This window comes from Ramlibacter sp. MMS24-I3-19, assembly GCF_050320135.1.
GTDB lineage: Bacteria > Pseudomonadota > Gammaproteobacteria > Burkholderiales > Burkholderiaceae_C > Ramlibacter.
This window is the reverse complement of sequence record NZ_CP190017.1, coordinates 1716371-1734005: the sequence shown is the minus strand read 5'-3', so window position 1 is coordinate 1734005 and position 17635 is coordinate 1716371. Positions and strand designations below refer to the sequence as shown.

Sequence of the window (17635 nt, the reverse complement as noted above, 5' to 3'; positions counted from 1 at the left end):
TCTTTTTCAGTGGCCGGCAGCCGGCGCCGCGGCGGCGCTGGAAGGCCGGGAGATCGACGATGCGCCCGGCGATCCGCCCGTGAGCGCCGTCTGCAGGTTGGAATCGGCCACCCAGAAGTCGCGCAGCGCCTGCACGTAGCCGGTGACGCCGGCCACCTGTTCACGCGCATCGGCCAGCAGCTCGAAGACGTCGACCAGCATGCCGTTGTAGCGGAGCAGGTTCTCCTCGGAGATGCGCTTGCGAAGGGGCACGATCTCGTCGCGGTAATGCCTGGCGAGGTCGTAAGCGGTGCGGTAGGCCGAGTACGACTCGCGCACCTCCGAGCGGGCGTTGACGGCCACCTCCGCGGTGCGGTTCACGGCCTGCATGTAGGTGGCCTCCGCCCGTGCGGCGCGCGTGGATCCGAAGTCGAAGAGCGGCAGCTCCAGCTCGATCTCGTAGCCGTTCGCCCGCGGTGCTCCGGTCTGGCTCTTGTTCTGGTACCCGGCTTCCAGCACGTTGACGAAGCGCGTGGCCCGGGTGAGTCCGAGCGACCTGGCGGTGGCCTCGGCATTGCGCCTGGCCATCAGGACGTCCAGTCGCTTGTCCATCGCGGTGCGCTCCGCGTCGCGCGGTTCGGCGGGCTGCCCGGGAAGGTCGGGAAGCCGCTCCGGAAGCTGGAGGTCCAGCTGCTCGCCGGAGAGGCCGAGCAAACGCGCGAGCCGCTCGCGCGCGGCCGTGGCCTGGTGGCGTGCGCGAGCGAGTTGGGCGGTGGCATCCGCGTAGAACGCCTGCTGCCGCATCTGCGTGAGCTTGCTGAAGTTGCCCGCCTGCAGCATGCGCCGGGCCAGCTCGTTCGACGCGTCGGCAGTCTCCTTCACCTGCTGGTCGTACCGCTCCAGCTCCCTGGCTGCGACGGCGTCGAAGTACGCGCGCCGAACCTCGCTGGCCAGGCTCACGGCGTCGGACGCGGCCTGGTACTGGGCCTGCTGGAAACGACGCTGCCCGACCTGCGAGGCGACCGGCATCGTGAGCAGGCCCAGGATGTTGAACAGCACGCCGCGGTCGATCTCGACCTCGCCGCCCCCCGAGAGCCGCCCGAAGCTGAACACGGGGTTCGGCAGGCGGCCCGCGCGGACGTAGTCGGCCTCGGCGATGCCCAGCTCGCCGAACCGTGCCTGGAGTCCGCGGTTGTTGAGCAGCGCGGCCTCGACGGCAGATTCGGCCGTCAGCGGCTGCCTGAGCAGCTCGTTCACCCGGTCCTGGGCGGCCTGGCGCTCGTGGTCCGTGCGCTGCATGGCGACGGGTTGCCCGGTGCGTTCCTTCGTGAGGCCGGAGACGGCGTCGAAGCCGCCGTCCGGAGAGAACGAGGCGCAGCCCGCCAGGAGGACGGTGGCCGCAGCAACTGCGGTCAAACGCGTCATTGCGCGCCCCCGTGCATGTGGTGCGCGCCATGGTCCGCCGCCGGTGTTTGCCGGCCATCGACCGGCCGCGTTGGCTGGGTCGGCGTACCGCCAGCTGCCGGTGCTGCCGTGTGCGCGCCTTGTCCCGCCGGTGTCTTCCGGAGCTCCTCGTTGAGGGCCCGCCAGTCACCCGGCTGGATGTCCTGCCATGGCTTGTAGTCGGAGAAGGCGGACTCGTACCGCAGTGCCGGTGCGAGCGTTGCAGTCTCGGCGGAGTTGGCCTGCGCCACCGCCGCGAGAGGAAGTGCCAGGCACGTGGCCGTGACCAGCCAGGATCGTTTCGTGTTCATGTCCAGAGCAATCTGAGCCGCCGACGGTCAGTCGGCCGATGCACGTGCGGATGGACGCACGTGCGCCGTCGGGCCTCGCGCGGAGGCCTGGAGGGGTCAGATGCTTCGGGGTGGGCGCTCCTGGCCGCCGGAGAAGAACTCGGCGGCGGGCGCGCGGTGCTCGGGGAACTGCGTGACCGCGGGCGGTGCCTGCGCGAGGGAGAGGCTCGACGCCACCGGAGCCGTCGCGGAGCAGCACGAGGCGCAGAAACTGCACTTGTCCGCCCCATCGTGCCCTGACGCGGACTCGTGGTCGTGAGCGGGATGCACATGGCTCGCCGCCTCGCCCTGGGCCGGATGCCCGTGCGCCGTCGATGCGGCCGCGTGGGCGTGACCGGACGTGGGCGCGCACGGCATCGCGGCAGCCATCGCACTCCGCATCGGGAGTGCGATGGCCAGCAGCACCAGCAGCCAGACGCGGAGTGTCTTCACGGAAATGAGGTTAGCACGTGCAGGGAGGGCTTCTTCGCTTCGCAGCTGGGCCGCCGGGACCAGTTCGATCGCAGTCTGGACCTTCCCCCGTGGGAGGGTCAAGGCCCCGCATCGCCCGCGCGACTCGCTTGACACTCCCATCATGTCAAGGTTGACGATGGCTTCATCAACGATTGAAAGGACAAGCCATGGTCACCTTCCGAATCTCCGACATGACCTGCGGGCACTGCGCCAGCACGATTGCCGGCGCAGTCCGCGCCGAGGACCCGGCAGCCCGGCTGGAATTCGACATCGGCGAACACCTGGTCCGCATCGCATCGGCCGCCCTCGCCGGCCCTGCTCTCCAGGCGGCCATTCGTGCCGCCGGCTACAGCCCGATGGAGGTGCAAGGCCGCCCGCAGCCGGCTGCCGCCCGCGGCTGCGGCTGCGGCTGCGGATGTGGCTCCACGAAGGCGCAAGCACTTGACGTGACGCAAACGGCCGGGCCGGCCAAGGGGGGATGCTGCAACTGACACTTGGGAGAGCTTCATGAAATCCACTGCGCTGCTGTGCGCCTTGACCCTGGCTGCGGGACTCGCGATGGCGCAAGCCGACACGCAGGACCATGCGGCACATCACCCGGACGGCGCCGCGTCGGCACCTGCCGCGACGGCACCCGCGAGCGACAGGATGGCCGAGCAGATGGCCAGGATGCAGGACATGCACAGGCGCATGCAGGCCGCAAGGACGCCGGCGGAACGCCAGGCGCTCATGGGCGAACACATGAAGCTGATGCAGTCCGGCATGGAGATGATGTCGCGCATGGGCGGCGGCCAGCCGGGAGGGCCGTCACCGGCCGACAAGGGCCCTGGCGCCATGAACCAGATGGGCGGCATGGGCGGCACGGCCGGCATGGGCGGGATGATGGCGATGCACGAGGGCATGGAGCGCCGCATGGCCATGATGGAACAGATGATGCAGATGATGGTCGATCGCGCGGCGGCGACGGAGCGTCCGCGGTAGCCTGGAGCACTCACATTCGCCAGCAGGGTCACATCCACATCGCCCACGATCACCCCACCGGACGCGACGCGCCCGGCGGCGATGCCGCACAAGTCGAGTACACCTGCCCGATGCACCCGCAGATCCGGCAGATGGGCCCTGGCCACTGCCCGATCTGCGGGATGGCCCTCGAGCCGGTGGTCGCCACCGCGGACTCCGGCGAGAGCCCCGAACTGCGGGACATGACGCGCCGGTTCTGGATCGCCCTGGCGCTCACGGTGCCCGTCTTCGTGCTGGAGATGGGCGGGCACCTCCTCGGCTGGCACCTCCTTCCGGGGCAGGCCTCGAACCAGGTCCAGTTCGCCCTGGGCACGCCCGTGGTGCTGTGGGCCGGATGGCCGTTCTTCGTGCGGGCCTGGGCGTCGCTGCAGAACCGCAGCCTCAACATGTTCACGCTGATCGCGCTGGGCACCGGCGCGGCCTGGCTGTACAGCATCGTCGGCACCTTCGCCCCTGCTTTGTTCCCGCAGGAACTGCGCGGGCACGACGGCTCGATCGCCGTGTACTTCGAGGCCGCGGCCGTCATCACGGTGCTCGTCCTGCTGGGCCAGGTGCTCGAGCTTCGGGCCCGCGAGAAGACTTCCGGCGCCGTCAAGGCGTTGCTGGGCCTGGCACCGAAGACGGCGGTGCGCGTGCGCGCCGACGGCGGCGACGAGACGGTGGAGGTCGAGGCGATCCAGCCTGGCGACCTGCTGCGCGTCCGCCCGGGCGAGAAGGTGCCGGTCGATGGCGAACTTACGGAAGGCAAGGCCAACGTCGACGAGTCGATGGTGACCGGCGAACCGATGCCGGTCCGCAAGTCCGTCGGCGCCAAGGTCACGGCAGGCACCATCAACCAGACCGGAGGGTTCGTCATGCGGGCCGAGAAGGTCGGGGCGGACACCCTCCTCGCGCAGATTGTGCACATGGTCGCCGCTGCACAGCGCAGCCGCGCGCCCATCCAGCGCATGGCCGACGAGGTGGCAGCCTGGTTCGTGCCCGCCGTCATCGCCGTGGCGCTCCTCACCTTCGGCGCCTGGCTGTTCTGGGGACCGAGTCCGGCGTTCTCCTATGCGCTCATCACGGCGGTGGCGGTCCTGATCATCGCCTGCCCGTGCGCGCTGGGACTGGCCACGCCGATGTCCATCATGGTCGGCGTCGGCCGGGGCGCGCAGCATGGCGTCCTGATCCGCGATGCCGAGGCACTCGAGCGCATGGAGAAGGTCGACACGCTGGTCGTGGACAAGACCGGCACGCTGACGGAGGGCCGCCCCAGGGTCGTCCACGTCGAGCCGGCGCCCGGCTTCGACGCGGACGACCTGCTCCAGAAGCTCGCGAGCGTCGAGCGCGCCAGCGAGCACCCGCTTGCCATGGCCGTGGTGCAGGCCGCGCAGGAGCGCAGGCTCCCGCTGTCGGAGGTGGCGGACTTCGACTCGCCGGTTGGAAAGGGCGTGGTCGGCAAGGTGGCCGGCGTGTGGCTGGTGAGCGGCGCCGCCAAGTTCCTGGCGGACCAGGGCGTCGACGTTTCGCCGTTGCAGGAAGCCGCCGAGCAGCAGCGCACGCGTTCCGCCACCGTCATCTTCGTCGCGCTCGATGGCACGCTGGCCGGCTTCGTCGCCATCGCGGACCCGATCAAGGACACGACGCGCGCGGCCCTGAACGCGCTGCGCGAAGCCGGGGTGCGGATCGTGATGCTCACCGGGGACGGAAGAACGACGGCGCAGGCGGTGGGCCACGAACTGGGCATCGCAGAGGTGGTGGCCGAGGTCTTTCCCGAGCACAAGGCCAACATCGTCGAGCGGCTGCGGCGGGAAGGACGCTCGGTCGCGATGGCCGGCGACGGCGTCAACGATGCTCCGGCGCTTGCGGCTGCCGAGGTCGGCATCGCCATGGGCACCGGGACCGACGTTGCGATGGAAAGCGCCGGCGTCACGCTGCTCAAGGGGGACCTGATGGGGATCGTGCGTGCCCGCCAGCTCTCCCACGCCACCATGCGCAACATCCGGCAGAACCTGTTCCTGTCCTTTGCGTACAACGTCGCCGGCATCCCGCTCGCTGCCGGCGTTCTCTACCCGTTCTTCGGGCTGCTGCTGTCGCCCGTCGTGGCCGCCGCGGCCATGGCGCTGTCATCGGTCAGCGTGATCTCCAACGCGCTGCGCCTTCGCAGCGTCCAGGTCGACTGAGCTGCCGTTGGCTTCGTCGATCCAGGGCTCGTGCGCGCGCGCCTGCGCACGAGGTTGACCGCAAGCGCGCCGCCGTCGGACAGTTCCGAACCAGGAAACGCGACCCCGCCTACCCGAGGATCCATCGAGGCGGGACAGCCTTGTTGCGCAAGGAGGCGACAGCCATGACGACGGAAACGGATCTGCGTGCACACGAAGTCGAGATCGAGAACGTGCGGGCGGTCGGCATTGCCGACCTGCGTGAGCTGGCGTCGCACACGGTGCTGCGCGAGCCGGCGGGCACGACGCACCAGCTGGAATTCGCGGCCGGTGGAACGGCGGTGGTCCGCTACAGCGACGCCGGAACGCTGCTGCAGGTGACGGCCGAGGGCTGCGGGATGACATGGACGCCCGACGGCGTGCTGCTCCTCAGGACCTGGACGGGCTAGCGCGAATAGGCTTCCAGCTGGTAGTGCCTGAGCATGCGGTGGCTGTTGAACAGCGCACCGTTGCGCCCGATCACGTTGCGCATCAGCGCCGTCCAACCCGCGCGCTGCTCGTAGTACAGCGGCGCGATCGCGCCCTCGAGCTTCCCGTAGAGCGACAGCGCATCGCCGGCGTCGGAGCCGGTGTCGTCGATCGACCAGCCCGTCACGCCCTCCTCCCAGCCTTCGAGCCACCAGCCGTCGAGCACGCTCAACTGGGGCACGCCGTTGAAGGCCGCCTTCATGCCACTCGTGCCCGAGGCCTCGAGCGGCGGCCGCGGCGTGTTCAGCCAGACATCGCAGCCGGCGACGAGCAGGCGCGCCGACGCCATCCCGTAATCGGGCAGGAACACCACCGGCACCTCGCCTTCGAGCTGCCGCGCGATCGCGTGGAGTGTCTCGATCTCCCGCTTGCCCTGCGTGTCGGCCGGGTGCGCCTTGCCCGACACGAGAACCTGCAGCGGATGGCGCCGCGCGATCGCACGCAGCCGGGCGAGATCCTCGAACAGCAGGTGCGGCCGCTTGTAGGCGGTCATGCGGCGCGCAAAGCCGATGGTCAACACTTCCGCCGACAGCCGCGCGCCGGGCACTGCGTCGGCGACGTGGTCGAGCAGCGCCTGCTTGCAGTCGCGGTGCGCGCCCTCGAGCGCGTCGTCGGGGATGCGGCCGCTGCCATGCAGCAGCATCTCTGGCTCGACGCACCAGTGCGGCACGAAGCGGTCGAACAGCGCGCGGTGCGCATCCGAGGCCCAGGTCCAGGCATGCACGCCGTTGGTGATCGCGTGCACCACATAGCCGGGGAACATCTCGCGCGAGAGCTCGGCATGGCGCTGCGCAACCCCGTTGATCCAGCCGCTCAGGTTCAGCGCCAGCAGCGTCATGTTCAGGTCCTGCTCGCCCGCCAGCCGCCGCATCAGCGCGGCGTCGACGGGTTCGCCGAGGCATTCCGCGACCAGGGCCCAGTCGAAGCGGTCGTGGCCCGAAGCCACCGGCGTGTGCGTCGTGAACACGCACTGCCGGCGCACCGCCTCGACCGCTTCTTCGCCCTGGTGCGCCGCCCGTTGCGCGGCCAGCAGTTCGAGCGCGAGGAACGCGGCGTGGCCTTCGTTCATGTGGTACTTGAGCACGCGCGCGCCCAGCGCATGCAGCAGCCGGAGGCCGCCGATGCCCAGCACGATCTCCTGCCGGATGCGCAGCCCGGGCCCGTCGCCGTACAGCACGTCGGTGATGCCGCGGTCGGCCGGTGCGTTCTCGGGCAGGTCGGTGTCCAGCAGCAGCACCGGCATCGCGCGACCCGTGACGCACTGCGTCTGGACGCGGTAGCACCAGGCCGACACCCACACGGTGCGGCGCTCGACCGAGACCGGCACCTTGACCGGCACGCGCACCGCCGCCGAGGCCGGGTCCCACGGCTGCGGTTCGTCCACCTGCGCGCCGTCCTCGATGCGCTGGCGCACGTAGCCTCTACGGCTCGCCAGCGTGACCGCCACCATGGGCAGGGCGAGATCCGCGGCCGTGCGCATCAGGTCGCCGGCCAGCACGCCCAGCCCGCCGCTGTACGTCGGGATGGAAGGCTCCAGCGCCAGCTCCATCGAGAAATACGCGACGTGCGGCGTGCCGCGAAGCGCGTCGAGCATCGGGTGCGTGCCAGTGGAAGAGGAATCGTCCATGGCCAGGGAGTATCTGCCTGGCCGCGGAGCTGCGCATCGGACGCTGGCAGCTCGTCGCCATCGGGTATGGTCCCCGCATGCATGGCGAAGGCTCAGTCCTCTACCTGCGCGAGACGCTGCTCTTCCTCGCGCTCACCGGCGTCCTCATCCCGCTGCTGCAGCGGCTGCGGGTCAACCAGGTCCTCGGCTTCCTCGCGGCAGGCACCCTCCTCGGTCCGCACGGCCTGGGCGTGCTGATCGACAGGGTGCCCTCGCTGGCGTGGCTGTCGTTCCGCGGCGGCGAGGTCATGTCCGTGCTGGCCGAGCTCGGCGTGATCTTCCTGATGTTCCTCATCGGCCTGGAGCTGTCCGTCTCGCGCATCCGGGAGTTGCGCAGGTGGGTGTTCGGCGCGGGCATCGCGCAGGTGCTGCTGTCTGGAGCGCTGCTGTGCGGCGCCCTGGCCTCGGTCGGGCTGGCGTGGACGCAGGCACTCGTGCTGGGCCTGGTGCTGGCGCTGTCGTCGACGGCCGTCGTGATGCAGCTGCTCACGGAACGGCATGCGTTGGCCACCCCGGCCGGGCAGGCGGTGTTCTCGGTGCTGATGCTGCAGGATCTCGCGGTCGTGCCGCTGCTGATCGTGATCGGGGTGATGGGCGCAAGCACGGGCGCCGGCGTCGGCTGGCTGCTGTCGCTGGCGCTGCTGAAATCGGTCGCGGCGATCGTGGTGATCTACCTGCTGGGGCGGCGGCTGGTCGGGCCGATGTTCCATGCGTTCTGCAAGCAGCGCCAGCCGGAGGTGTTCATGTCGCTGACGCTGCTCACCGTCCTGAGCATCGGCGGCGCCACCGCAGCGGCGGGACTGTCGATGGCGCTCGGGGCCTTCGTCGCCGGACTGCTGCTGGCCGACACGCCGTTTCGCCACGAAGTCGAGGTCACCGTGGAGCCGTTGAAGGGCCTGCTGATGGGCGTCTTCTTCATGAGCGTGGGGATGGGCGTGGACCTGGCGGCGGTCGCGCGCGAGCCGCTGGCGCTGCTTGCCGCCACGGCTGCGCTGGTGCTGGTGAAGGCCGTCGCCGGCGCCGTGGTGTTCCGGCTCGGCGGCCTTCCGGCGGGGCGGGCGCTCGAGAGCGGCCTGCTGCTCTCGCAGGGCGGCGAGTTCGCGTTCGTGGCCATCGGGCAGGCGGCGGCCTCCACGCTGCTGGCGGACCACGTGGCGCGGTTCGCAATGCTCGTGGTCAGTGCCAGCCTCTTCGCGACGCCGCTGCTGGCGCGGCTCGGCGCGCTGGTCGCCGGACGGTTGCAGGACAGCCCGCACTTTGCGCCCGAGGACGATGCTGCCCACGAGGGCCTGGCCGACCACGTGGTGATCGCCGGCTGCGGGCGCGTGGGCCAGCTGCTGGCGGAAGTGTTCGCGGGCCAGTCGGTGCCGTTCGTGGCGATCGAGAACGATGCGCACGCCGTCGCGCGCCTGAGGGCGCGCGGTCTGCCGGTGGTCTACGGCAACGCGGCGCGCCCCGAGCTGCTGCGCAAGCTGCAGCTGAAGCGGGCCCGCGCGGTGGTGATGACGATGGACCAGCCCGCGGCGGCCATGCACACGGTGACGGCGATCCGCGCGGAATTCCCGTCGCTGCCGGTGTTCGCCCGGTCGCGCGACGAAGCGCATGCCAAGCAGCTGCTCAAGGCGGGGGCCAGCGTGGTGGTCCCCGAGACGCTGGAAGGCGCACTGCAGCTGTCCGGCGCGGTGCTGGCCCACCTCGGGTTCGACGATGCCGACAGCGGCCGGACGCTGGAAGCCGAGCGCAAGCGCAGGTTGCAGACGCACCCCGCCTGAGCGGGCATGCGGGCAGGCCCTGCCTCGTGGAATACTGCCCGCCATGCGCCACCGTGAACTCCACCGCTCCGATCGCATCGGATGGCTGCGCGCCGCCGTCCTCGGCGCGAACGACGGCATCGTGTCCACCGCCAGCCTCGTTCTGGGCGTGGCTGCGGGCGGTGCGCAGCCCGGCGCGATCCTGATGGCCGGTGTCGCGGGAACCGTGGCAGGCGCGATGTCGATGGCCGCCGGCGAATACGTGTCGGTGAGTTCGCAGTCGGACACCGAAGCTGCCGACCTGGAACGCGAGCGCAGCGAGTTGCGGGCGCAGCCCGCGGCCGAATTGCAGGAGCTGGCGGGCATCTATGCAGCCCGCGGCGTCGATCCGGAGCTGGCCGCCAAGGTCGCGGCGCAGCTGATGGCCCACGATGCACTCGAATCGCATGCCCGCGACGAGCTCGGCATCTCGCATGCGACGCGCGCGCGTCCGGTGCAGGCCGCCTTCGCGTCGGCAGGCTCCTTCACGGCCGGCGCCATCGTGCCGCTGCTCGTGGCGTGGCTGCTGCCCGGCCCGGCGATGACGACCGCCGTGACCGTCATCTCGCTCGCGCTGCTGGTGCTGCTGGGCGGCATCGCCGCGCGTGCCGGCGGCGCGTCGGCGGCCAGCGGTGCCGCCCGCGTCGGCTTCTGGGGCGCCCTGGCGATGGCGCTCACCTACGGTGTCGGCGTGCTGTTCGGGGCGGCCGTCTAGCCAGCCCGCGCGCATCGCCCCTCAATCGTCGTCGTCGTCGGTGCGGTGCGAGCCCGACGCGCCGGGCAGCCATCCGCCGGCAGGCGCCGACTGCCATTGCAGCGCCCAGAACCCCAACACCGCGACGAGCAGCAGCACGGCGAGGCCGCGCCGGGGCCGGCGGATGCCTTCCGATTCGGGGACGGCCTTGCGCCCGTGGATCATCGACCCCACGAGGTTCTCGCGATGCAGCCAGCTGCTGGCGAGCACCGCCACCACGTGCAGGACCACGACCGCGAGCATCGTGTTCGCCAGCGCCTCGTGCACGTCCTCCAGCCATTCGCCGCCGACATCGGTGTAGGCGGCCCAGCCCGAAGCCGCGGTCAGCGCGGCCAGCGCGAGCAGCGCCACGATGGCCAGCGCGCCCGCGGGGTTGTGGCCCGCGTGGTGGTCCGGCCGTCCCCGCAGCAGCGACCCCACGTAGCTGGCGACGGCCCGTGGCCCGCGCACGAAGTCGGCGAAGCGTGCATGGCGCGACCCGACCAGCCCCCAGACGATCCGGAAGGCGACGAGGCCCGCGACCGTGTAGCCGGCAGTGACGTGCACCAGACGCCAGCTCTCGCCTTCGGCGGTGAGCCAGGCGATGGCGAAGCTCAGGGCCAGCAGCCAGTGGAAGACCCGCACGGGGGCGTCCCAGACGAGGGCGCGACGCGGTGCGTCCATGTCAGCGCGGGATGCGGACAGCGTGTTCATCGAAGACTCCTTGTTCGGCGCCCGCGTCGCACGCGGCGTGCAGGTGCCCGCATCGGCCTAGCCTCCGCGCACGCACTTGTCGTACAGGTGCGGAGCCCGGCCCAGCGGGTCGTACTTGGATTTCAGCCGCGCATAGGCGGCCATGTCGTAGGCCAGGTCGAATTCGTCGGAGGGCAGGAAGCACTGCGCATACGGCGCCTTGAAACCGCCCAGGCGCGCCACCCACGTTTCCAGCCGGCGATTGCCGCTCGAGCTATCGCCCGCGCCGCGCACGCGGCCCCAGATCCCGACATTGACGTAGCTCGCCTCGGCGCGCAGCGGGAACAGCGGCGAGGCGGCACCGCAGCCGCCGCGCAGGCCGCACAGCCACAGCGGCTGGATGCCGAGATCCTCCAGCACCAGGTCGACCAGCTCCGCGGCAGCCGCTGCAGGCACCACCACGTCCTGCACGACGTCCTCGTCCGGCGCGTCGAAGTGCAGGCGGGCCGGCGGACGCCATGCCCAGGCAGCCTCGTCCCGGTCGCGGGTCCATCGCCACAGCCAGTCCTCCAGCTTCATCGCGCGCTCGCCCTGGCGCAGCGGGCCGTCGAGGCAGCGCGCCGAACGCACCATCCCATCGTGCCGGCTGCGTGCGAGGCCCTCGGTGCCGAGGACGTCGTCCTCCGCATCCCGCAGCAGCACGGCCACGAGGTCGCTGCTGGAAGCGACGGGCTCCTCCCGGACTGCGAGCATCGGCGTGGCCGATTCCGTCCGCAGCCGGGCGCGCAGCACGTAGCCCAGCGTGCCGCACGACCCGGGGAAGCCGTGGAACAGGTCTTCGCGTTCCTCGTCCGAGCAGCGCACCACGCGGCCGTCGGGAAGGAGCACGTCCATCTCCAGCAGCGTGGCGTGCACGGGCCCGTGCCTGGACGACGCCGCGCCCACCGCGACATCCGCCAGCGCTGCGCCGACGCACTGGTCCGCGTCTTCGGGAACGACGGCAGGCACCAGCCCGCGTGGCGCGAGGGCCGCGACCAGCTGCCGCCAGGTGGCGCCGCCCTCCACGTCGACCCAGTCGCCGCGCTCCGGGATGTCCAGGACGCGGTCGAGCCCGGACAGGTCGACCCAGTGGCGCGGCCCGGCGCGCCGCACCCGGTACAACGTCGAAGGCCCGCGCAGCAGGCCCACGGGGAGGCCCTGCGCATCCCTCAGGCCTTGCGAGAGCCGTTCGACCGTGGACCGATGTTCGTCCCCGATGGCGGTGTCCATCGTGCCTCCTCACGCTTTGGGCAGCCACACGCCGAACGTGCTGCCCTGGCCGGGGCCGGCGCTTCGCGCGTCCGCGCCGCCGGCCAGCAGTTCCATGATCCGGCGCACCAGGTGCAGCCCGATGCCCAGGCCGCCCTGTGCGCCGGAGACCGCTTGCCGGTACAGCCCGAAGATGCGCTCCGCGTCCGCCGGGTCGAAGCCCGCGCCGTCGTCGCTCACCTCGATGCGCACCGTGCCTTCGCGCGCCTCGGCGCGGATGCGGATCTCGCCGCCTTCGCGGCTGTGCTTCACCGCGTTCAGCAACAGGTTGCTCAAAGCCTGGCACAGCCGCACCGGGTCGGCCCGCAGGAGCATGGGTTGCACCGGATCCACCCGCAGCACCTGCCCGCGTTCCTGCACCGCCGGCAGGCAGGTCTCCAGCACCCGCTGCAGCACGTCCGCCAGCGCAACTTCCTCGATGCGCATCTCCAGCTTGCCCGTCTCGATGCGCGTCACGTCGAGCATGTCGTCGACCAGCCGGGTGAGGCTCTGCAGCTGGCGGTCGAGCATCGCGACGACACCGTCGTCCTGCAAGTGCGGATCGGCTTCTGCCTGCAGCATCGACACGCCGTAGCGGATCGGCGTGAGCGTGTTGCGCAGTTCGTGCGACAGCACCGCGATGAACTGGTCCTTGTGGCGCTGCGCCTGCGCCATCGCCTCGCGGGCCTGGCGTTCGAGCTCCCGCTGGGCAGTCATGTCGCGCCAGACCGCGACGAATCCGTCGCCGAGCCTGGAGGCCCGCAGGTCGAAGATGCGCACCTCGTGGCCCTGGCCGAAGTCGGCGGCGAACTCGTGCGCCTCGCGGGCGAGCGGCTGGCCGCTGCGCACCACCTCGCAGTACTGCGAGAACAACGCGGTGCCGCGCAGGCTGGGAAACAGGTCGCACAGGCGCCGTCCGACCTGCTGCTCGCGCGTGAGCCGGTTCGAGCGGCAGGCCGCGTCGTTGACGTAGACGACCTCGAAATCCAAGATGCTGCCCGACGCATCCCGCACGGCGCGGTAGATGCCGAACGGGTCGATCATGCTCTGGACCGCCACCTCGAACCGGTCGTCGCGGTGCATCGGCGCCACCACGCACCCAGCCTGGGCGACCGGCAGGCCGCGGCGGCCGATCCATCGCTGGTCACCCTCCCACCGCTGGTCCGCGCCAGGCGGCGATGCCGGGTTGCGACCGGCCTCGCCGAGCGGGATCGTGCGAATCATGTGTGTCCTCCTTCGGGCAGTCGGTCCACCTTAGGTGGTGGCCGGCGCCTCGACTTGCGCCGGATCAAGTCGGCCGCTCAGGCGAGCAGGCGGCCGTCGACCACGCGCACGACGTGGTCGCAGCGGGCGGCCAGCGCGGGGTTGTGGGTGACGAAGAGGATGGTCGTTCCCTGCTCCGAGCAGGCATGCCGCAACAGCGAGAAGACGGCGTCCGCGCTCTGGGTGTCGAGGTTCCCGGTCGGCTCGTCGGCCAGCAGCAGGTTCGGTCCCATCGCCAGCGCACGCGCGATCGCCACCCGCTGCTGCTGGCCGCCGGACAGGCGGCCCGCCGGGTGATCGCGCCACGGCGTCAGGCCCACCAGGTCCAGCAGGAGCGCGGCGCGGCGCGTGATCTGCGCGCTGGGAAACCCGCGTGCACCGAGCATCGGCAGCATCACGTTCTCGAGGGCGGTGAACGCGGTGATGAGGTGGTGGTACTGGAAGACGAAGCCGATCGCGTGGCCACGCAGGCGGGTCAATGCGGATTCATCCAGCGAGGTGGTCTCCTGCCCCGCGATCCACAGCCGCCCGCTCGTGGGCCGGTCCAGCAGGCCGACGATGTTCAGCAGCGTGCTCTTGCCCGATCCGGACGGGCCCATGACGGCGCAGAAGTCCCCCATCGCCAGGCTCAGGTCGATCCCGTGCAGCACCTCGGTCTCGTTGGGTTCCCCGACGTTGAAGGACTTGCGGATGCCTTCCAGCTTCACGATCACGGAGCGCGCCGCCGTCGCCGCGCCGGTGGCAGCCAGCGTGTCGTCGGGATGGAGCAATGCGTCAGCCACGGATCGCGGTCGCCGGGTCCAGGCGGGCGGCTCGCAGCGCCGGCGCGAAGGCGGCAGCCAGCCCGGTGAGGGTCGCGAGCCCCAGCGCCAGCGCGAACAAGGCCGGGTCCAGCGTGAGCGGGAACAACGGCGTCCCGTCGGGATTGCGCGCGACCTGGGCCCACAGCAGCAATGCGGCCGCGCCGAGCAGGCAGCCGACCGCCGCACCGCCCAGCCCGAGCAGGCTGCCCTGCAGCAGGAACACCCGCAGGATCTGGGCGCGCGAGATGCCCATCGCGCGCAGGATCCCGATCTCGTGCGACCGCTGCACCACCGACACCACCAGCACGCTCGCGATGCCCAGCGCCACGGACAGGGCAACGAAGAAGCGGATCGCCGTGTTGGCCGTCGTCTGGGCGTTCACCGCGGTGAAGAACTGCTCGTTGGTGTGGATCCAGCTGTCGGCCTCCACGCCCGTGAGCGCGGTGATGCGCTGGGCGACGTCCTCGGCCCGGTACACGTCCGTCACGGTGATGTCCAGCACGCTGACGGAGCCGGGCATGCCGAGCAGGGTCTGCGCGGTCCGCAGCGCGACGTACGTGTTGCGCTGGTTGGCGCCCTTGTTGCCCAGGTCGAAGATGCCCGCCACCGACAGCACGAGGGCGCCGCCCGCCGCGGTGGTCACGCGCAGCTTGTCGCCCACCGCCAGGCCCAGGTCGCCGGCCAGCTCGCTGCCCACCAGGATGTCGGACGTGCCCACCTGCGCGGTGCCGGCGACGACCTTGTCGGGCATCGGGATGATGCGGTAGTACAGCGCGGGCTCCATGCCGGTGATGGTGATCGCACGGCTCGCAACGCCCCGGATGGCCAGCGCCGAACCGGACAGGCCGGGAGAGACGTCGCGGATCTCCGGCAGCGCGCGGATGGTGTCGGCCACCGACTGCCATTGGTCGATGCCCTTGGCCCGCTGCAGCGGCGGCTGCAGCACGATGCCGATCGCCGGCTCCTGCGCCCCGGGCGCCTGCGGCCGCAGCGGCCGCGCGACCTCCTTCGGCGGCACCAGCTGGATGTGCGGCTGGCCGGTGAGCACGCGGCGCACGAAGTTGGCCTGCAACCCGGCCAGCAGCGCCGACATGAAGATGATCACGCCGACACCGACGGCGATGCCGACCAGGATGAAGGCCGTCTGCATGCGCCCCTCGCGCAGGAAGCGCACGCCCACGATCCACTCGAACGGCAGCCAGCCGGGCAGGTCGCGTGCCGGCGCGACCATCGGGATGGCCATGGCGGCATGGGCCAACTCAGGCTCCCTGCCGGACCGCGCGCACCCGCGATCCGTCGCCGATGGACCGGACTGCCGTCGCCCGCATGACCTGGTCGCCGGGACGCAGTCCCTGCAGGACCTCGCACCATCCGCTGCTGCTCAGGCCCACGACGACGGGCTGCCGGCGCGCCTTGCCGCCCTCGACCTTGAGCACCCAGGGCGCGGTGCCGTGCGCGTCATGGACCGCGTCGGCGGCGATGAGCACGGCGTTCGCGCGCCGTGCGACCTCGATGTCCGTCGATACCGTCATGTCCTGGCGCAGGTACGCGGGCGGGTGCGGCACGGCCAGCTTCACCTCCACCGCCCCGCGCTGCGGATCCACGCCGGGATTGATGTAGGCCACCTTCGCCTCGAAGCGCTGGCCCGGGTAGGCGTCGGCCGAGGCGAGCGCCTGCTGGCCCACGCGCAGCAGGCTCATGTTCTTCTCGTCGACCTGCACCACGACCTGCGTGTCGCCGGCCGGTGACAGGACCATGAGGGCCTTGCCCGGCTGGACGACGTCGCCCGGCTCGACGTCGCGTGCAATCAGTGTTCCCGCCTCGGGTGCACGGAGCACCGCATAGGACAGCCGCACCCGCGCCGCCTGGGCTGCCGCTTCGGCCGCGTGCAGCGCAGCGACCGCATTCATGTCGCTGCTGCCGCCTTCCCTGGACGCTGCCAGCTGCTTCTCGGCCGTGCGCAGCTGTGCAAGCGCGACCTGCTCGGCCCGCGCGCTCTCCTCGAGTGCGGCCTGGCCGATGAACTGGCGGGCGACCAGTTCCTGGTTGCGCTGCAGCGTGCGCAGCGCCGTGGCCTCGTTGGCCTGCGCCTGCCGCAGCGCCTGCTCGGCGGCGGGCGCGTCCACCTCACGCAGCTGCCGCAGGCGCGAGCGGGCCTGGACGACCGCCAGCCCGGCCTGCTCCGCGACCGCGCGCAGCTCGCTGTCGTCGAGCACGATGAGCACCGTCCCGCGCGAGACCTCCTGCCCCTCCTCGACCGGTACGGCAGCGACCGTCCCCGTGATCTGGGTGCCCACGTCGACGCGGTGCGGCGACTCGATGCGTCCGCTGGCCACCACCGTCTGGACGAAGTCGCGCCGCACCACCGCTTCCACCGCGACCTGCGGGCCGAGCCAGAACCTCGCCAGCGCGAGGCCGAGCGCAGCGAGCACTGCCAGCCCGAGGACGACGCCCCAGCCATGCTGCCGCAGCCGCTGCGCCCATGTCGCCGGCAGCGGCCGCCCGGGCGACTGCACCTGCAGCGGCGTGGCCGGCCGCAGCTCGAGCGGCTGGTCCGCTGCTTCGGCCAGCACGGTAACGTCAACGGTGGCGGGTGCCGGCAGGGTCGTGGACAACTTCGCGCTCCGCGGGATCTGCCGCAGTCTGGGCCTGCGCCGGCCCGGCCAGTTGACGTCCGTCAACGGCGACGGCCGCGCGGCCGCCATTTGCGTGCCGTCAATTGCGCGGCGGGCCACGTCCCTAGAGTGAAGCGCTCCGCCGGTGTTGGCGGTTGTTTCAGGAGAGACGCGATGAAGACAGACATGGACATCAAGGCCGACGTGACGGGTGAACTGATGTGGGACCCGGCCGTCAACCAGGCCAACATCGGCATCGGCGTGAAGGACGGCATCGTCACGCTCAGCGGAACGGTCGACACCTACATGCAGAAGCACGCGGTGGAACGGGCGGCCCGTCGCGTCGGCGGCGTGCGCGGCATCGCCGTGGACCTCGAGGTGCGCCTCGCGCCGGGGCACTCGCGCAGCGACGCCGAGATCGCCCAGGCCGCCGTGCATGCGCTGCGGTGGCACTCGCTCGTGCCGCAGGATGCCGTCAAGGTCGAGGTGGAGGACGGCTGGATGACGCTCAGCGGCGAGGTGGACTGGGCGTACCAGTCGTCCAGCGCCGAACATGCCGTGCGGCCCATCATCGGCGTCAAGGGCGTGCAGAACGACATCCGCCTGCGCCAGCGCGTGAATGCCACGGAGCTGCGGCAACAACTTGGCGCCGCGTTCAGCCGGCACGCCGTGCGCGAAGCGCGCGACATCGGCATCGAGGTGGACAGCGGCGTGGTGACGCTGCGCGGCACCGTCGATTCGCTGGCCGAGCACGACGCGGCCGTCGGCACGGCACGCGCCGCGAGGGGCGTGACGAGCGTGGTGGACCGGCTGCACGTGGCGCCGGCATGACGCCGCTTGCGCGAAATCAAACCGCCGCGCAGCGCCATTC

General features: G+C 71.3%; 17 protein-coding genes. 7 read left to right on the top strand and 10 right to left on the bottom strand.

Going from position 1 to position 17635, the window contains the following annotated elements; all coding sequences use genetic code 11:
- Positions 1 to 6: 6 nt before the first annotated feature.
- The 3 genes from ACPWT1_RS08645 to ACPWT1_RS08635 all read right to left on the bottom strand — a co-directional run bounded on the left by ACPWT1_RS08645 (position 7) and on the right by ACPWT1_RS08635 (position 2204).
- Entirely contained in the window at positions 7 to 1404 is a 1398-nt protein-coding gene (locus tag ACPWT1_RS08645; protein WP_427914964.1) for a TolC family protein, read from the bottom strand.
- Positions 1401 to 1733: a hypothetical protein gene (locus ACPWT1_RS08640; protein WP_427914963.1), complete on the bottom strand. Its 333-nt coding sequence runs from the start codon at positions 1731 to 1733 to the stop codon at positions 1401 to 1403. The genes ACPWT1_RS08645 and ACPWT1_RS08640 overlap by 4 nt, the downstream gene beginning before the upstream one ends.
- Positions 1734 to 1829: 96 nt before the next feature.
- Positions 1830 to 2204 carry a hypothetical protein gene (locus tag ACPWT1_RS08635; RefSeq protein ID WP_427914962.1) on the bottom strand — a complete coding sequence of 125 codons (375 nt, stop codon included), beginning with the start codon at positions 2202 to 2204 and terminating at the stop codon, positions 1830 to 1832.
- 188 nt (positions 2205 to 2392) lie between these two features.
- Between ACPWT1_RS08635 and ACPWT1_RS08630 the strand changes: the two genes are divergently transcribed.
- The 4 genes from ACPWT1_RS08630 to ACPWT1_RS08615 all read left to right on the top strand — a co-directional run bounded on the left by ACPWT1_RS08630 (position 2393) and on the right by ACPWT1_RS08615 (position 5835).
- Positions 2393 to 2716: a heavy-metal-associated domain-containing protein gene (locus ACPWT1_RS08630; RefSeq protein ID WP_427914961.1), complete on the top strand. Its 324-nt coding sequence runs from the start codon at positions 2393 to 2395 to the stop codon at positions 2714 to 2716.
- A 16-nt stretch (positions 2717 to 2732) separates the two neighbouring features.
- Positions 2733 to 3206, top strand: coding sequence for a hypothetical protein (locus ACPWT1_RS08625; protein ID WP_427914960.1), 474 nt, complete (start codon positions 2733 to 2735; stop codon positions 3204 to 3206).
- Between the two features lie 110 nt (positions 3207 to 3316).
- Positions 3317 to 5407, top strand: a complete 2091-nt coding sequence (locus ACPWT1_RS08620) for a copper-transporting P-type ATPase (protein WP_427914959.1) — start codon at positions 3317 to 3319, stop codon at positions 5405 to 5407.
- 164 nt (positions 5408 to 5571) lie between these two features.
- Positions 5572 to 5835 (top strand): hypothetical protein, encoded by a 264-nt coding sequence (locus ACPWT1_RS08615; RefSeq protein WP_427914958.1) that lies wholly within the window; start codon positions 5572 to 5574, stop codon positions 5833 to 5835.
- Here ACPWT1_RS08615 and glgP read toward each other — a convergent pair.
- The gene (gene glgP / locus ACPWT1_RS08610; protein WP_427914957.1) at positions 5832 to 7541 is read right to left on the bottom strand and encodes an alpha-glucan family phosphorylase; all 1710 of its coding nucleotides are present in this window, start codon (positions 7539 to 7541) and stop codon (positions 5832 to 5834) included. The two genes, ACPWT1_RS08615 and glgP, sit on opposite strands and share 4 nt — an antisense overlap.
- 77 nt (positions 7542 to 7618) lie before the next feature.
- Here glgP and ACPWT1_RS08605 point away from each other — a divergent pair, with 77 nt between their 5' ends.
- A complete protein-coding gene (locus tag ACPWT1_RS08605; RefSeq protein ID WP_427914956.1) occupies positions 7619 to 9352 on the top strand; it encodes a cation:proton antiporter in 1734 nt (577 codons plus the stop codon).
- A gap of 43 nt (positions 9353 to 9395) precedes the next feature.
- Positions 9396 to 10085: a VIT1/CCC1 transporter family protein gene (locus ACPWT1_RS08600; protein ID WP_427914955.1), complete on the top strand. Its 690-nt coding sequence runs from the start codon at positions 9396 to 9398 to the stop codon at positions 10083 to 10085.
- A gap of 21 nt (positions 10086 to 10106) precedes the next feature.
- Here ACPWT1_RS08600 and ACPWT1_RS08595 read toward each other — a convergent pair whose 3' ends face one another.
- The 6 genes from ACPWT1_RS08595 to ACPWT1_RS08570 all read right to left on the bottom strand — a co-directional run bounded on the left by ACPWT1_RS08595 (position 10107) and on the right by ACPWT1_RS08570 (position 16764).
- The gene (locus ACPWT1_RS08595; protein ID WP_427914954.1) at positions 10107 to 10817 is read right to left on the bottom strand and encodes a cytochrome b/b6 domain-containing protein; all 711 of its coding nucleotides are present in this window, start codon (positions 10815 to 10817) and stop codon (positions 10107 to 10109) included.
- 57 nt (positions 10818 to 10874) lie between these two features.
- Complete coding sequence (locus ACPWT1_RS08590) at positions 10875 to 12065, bottom strand: FAD-binding oxidoreductase (RefSeq protein WP_427914953.1); 1191 nt, start codon at positions 12063 to 12065, stop codon at positions 10875 to 10877.
- Positions 12066 to 12074: 9 nt separating this feature from the next.
- Positions 12075 to 13307 carry an ATP-binding protein gene (locus tag ACPWT1_RS08585; RefSeq protein WP_427914952.1) on the bottom strand — a complete coding sequence of 411 codons (1233 nt, stop codon included), beginning with the start codon at positions 13305 to 13307 and terminating at the stop codon, positions 12075 to 12077.
- Between the two features lie 77 nt (positions 13308 to 13384).
- Positions 13385 to 14128 carry an ABC transporter ATP-binding protein gene (locus tag ACPWT1_RS08580; protein ID WP_427914951.1) on the bottom strand — a complete coding sequence of 248 codons (744 nt, stop codon included), beginning with the start codon at positions 14126 to 14128 and terminating at the stop codon, positions 13385 to 13387.
- Complete coding sequence (locus ACPWT1_RS08575) at positions 14121 to 15407, bottom strand: ABC transporter permease (RefSeq protein WP_427914950.1); 1287 nt, start codon at positions 15405 to 15407, stop codon at positions 14121 to 14123. The genes ACPWT1_RS08580 and ACPWT1_RS08575 overlap by 8 nt, the downstream gene beginning before the upstream one ends.
- A 1-nt stretch (position 15408) precedes the next feature.
- A complete protein-coding gene (locus tag ACPWT1_RS08570; protein ID WP_427914949.1) occupies positions 15409 to 16764 on the bottom strand; it encodes an efflux RND transporter periplasmic adaptor subunit in 1356 nt (451 codons plus the stop codon).
- A 174-nt stretch (positions 16765 to 16938) separates the two neighbouring features.
- Between ACPWT1_RS08570 and ACPWT1_RS08565 the strand changes: the two genes are divergently transcribed.
- Positions 16939 to 17595, top strand: coding sequence for a BON domain-containing protein (locus tag ACPWT1_RS08565; RefSeq protein WP_427914948.1), 657 nt, complete (start codon positions 16939 to 16941; stop codon positions 17593 to 17595).
- Positions 17596 to 17635: the final 40 nt, after the last annotated feature.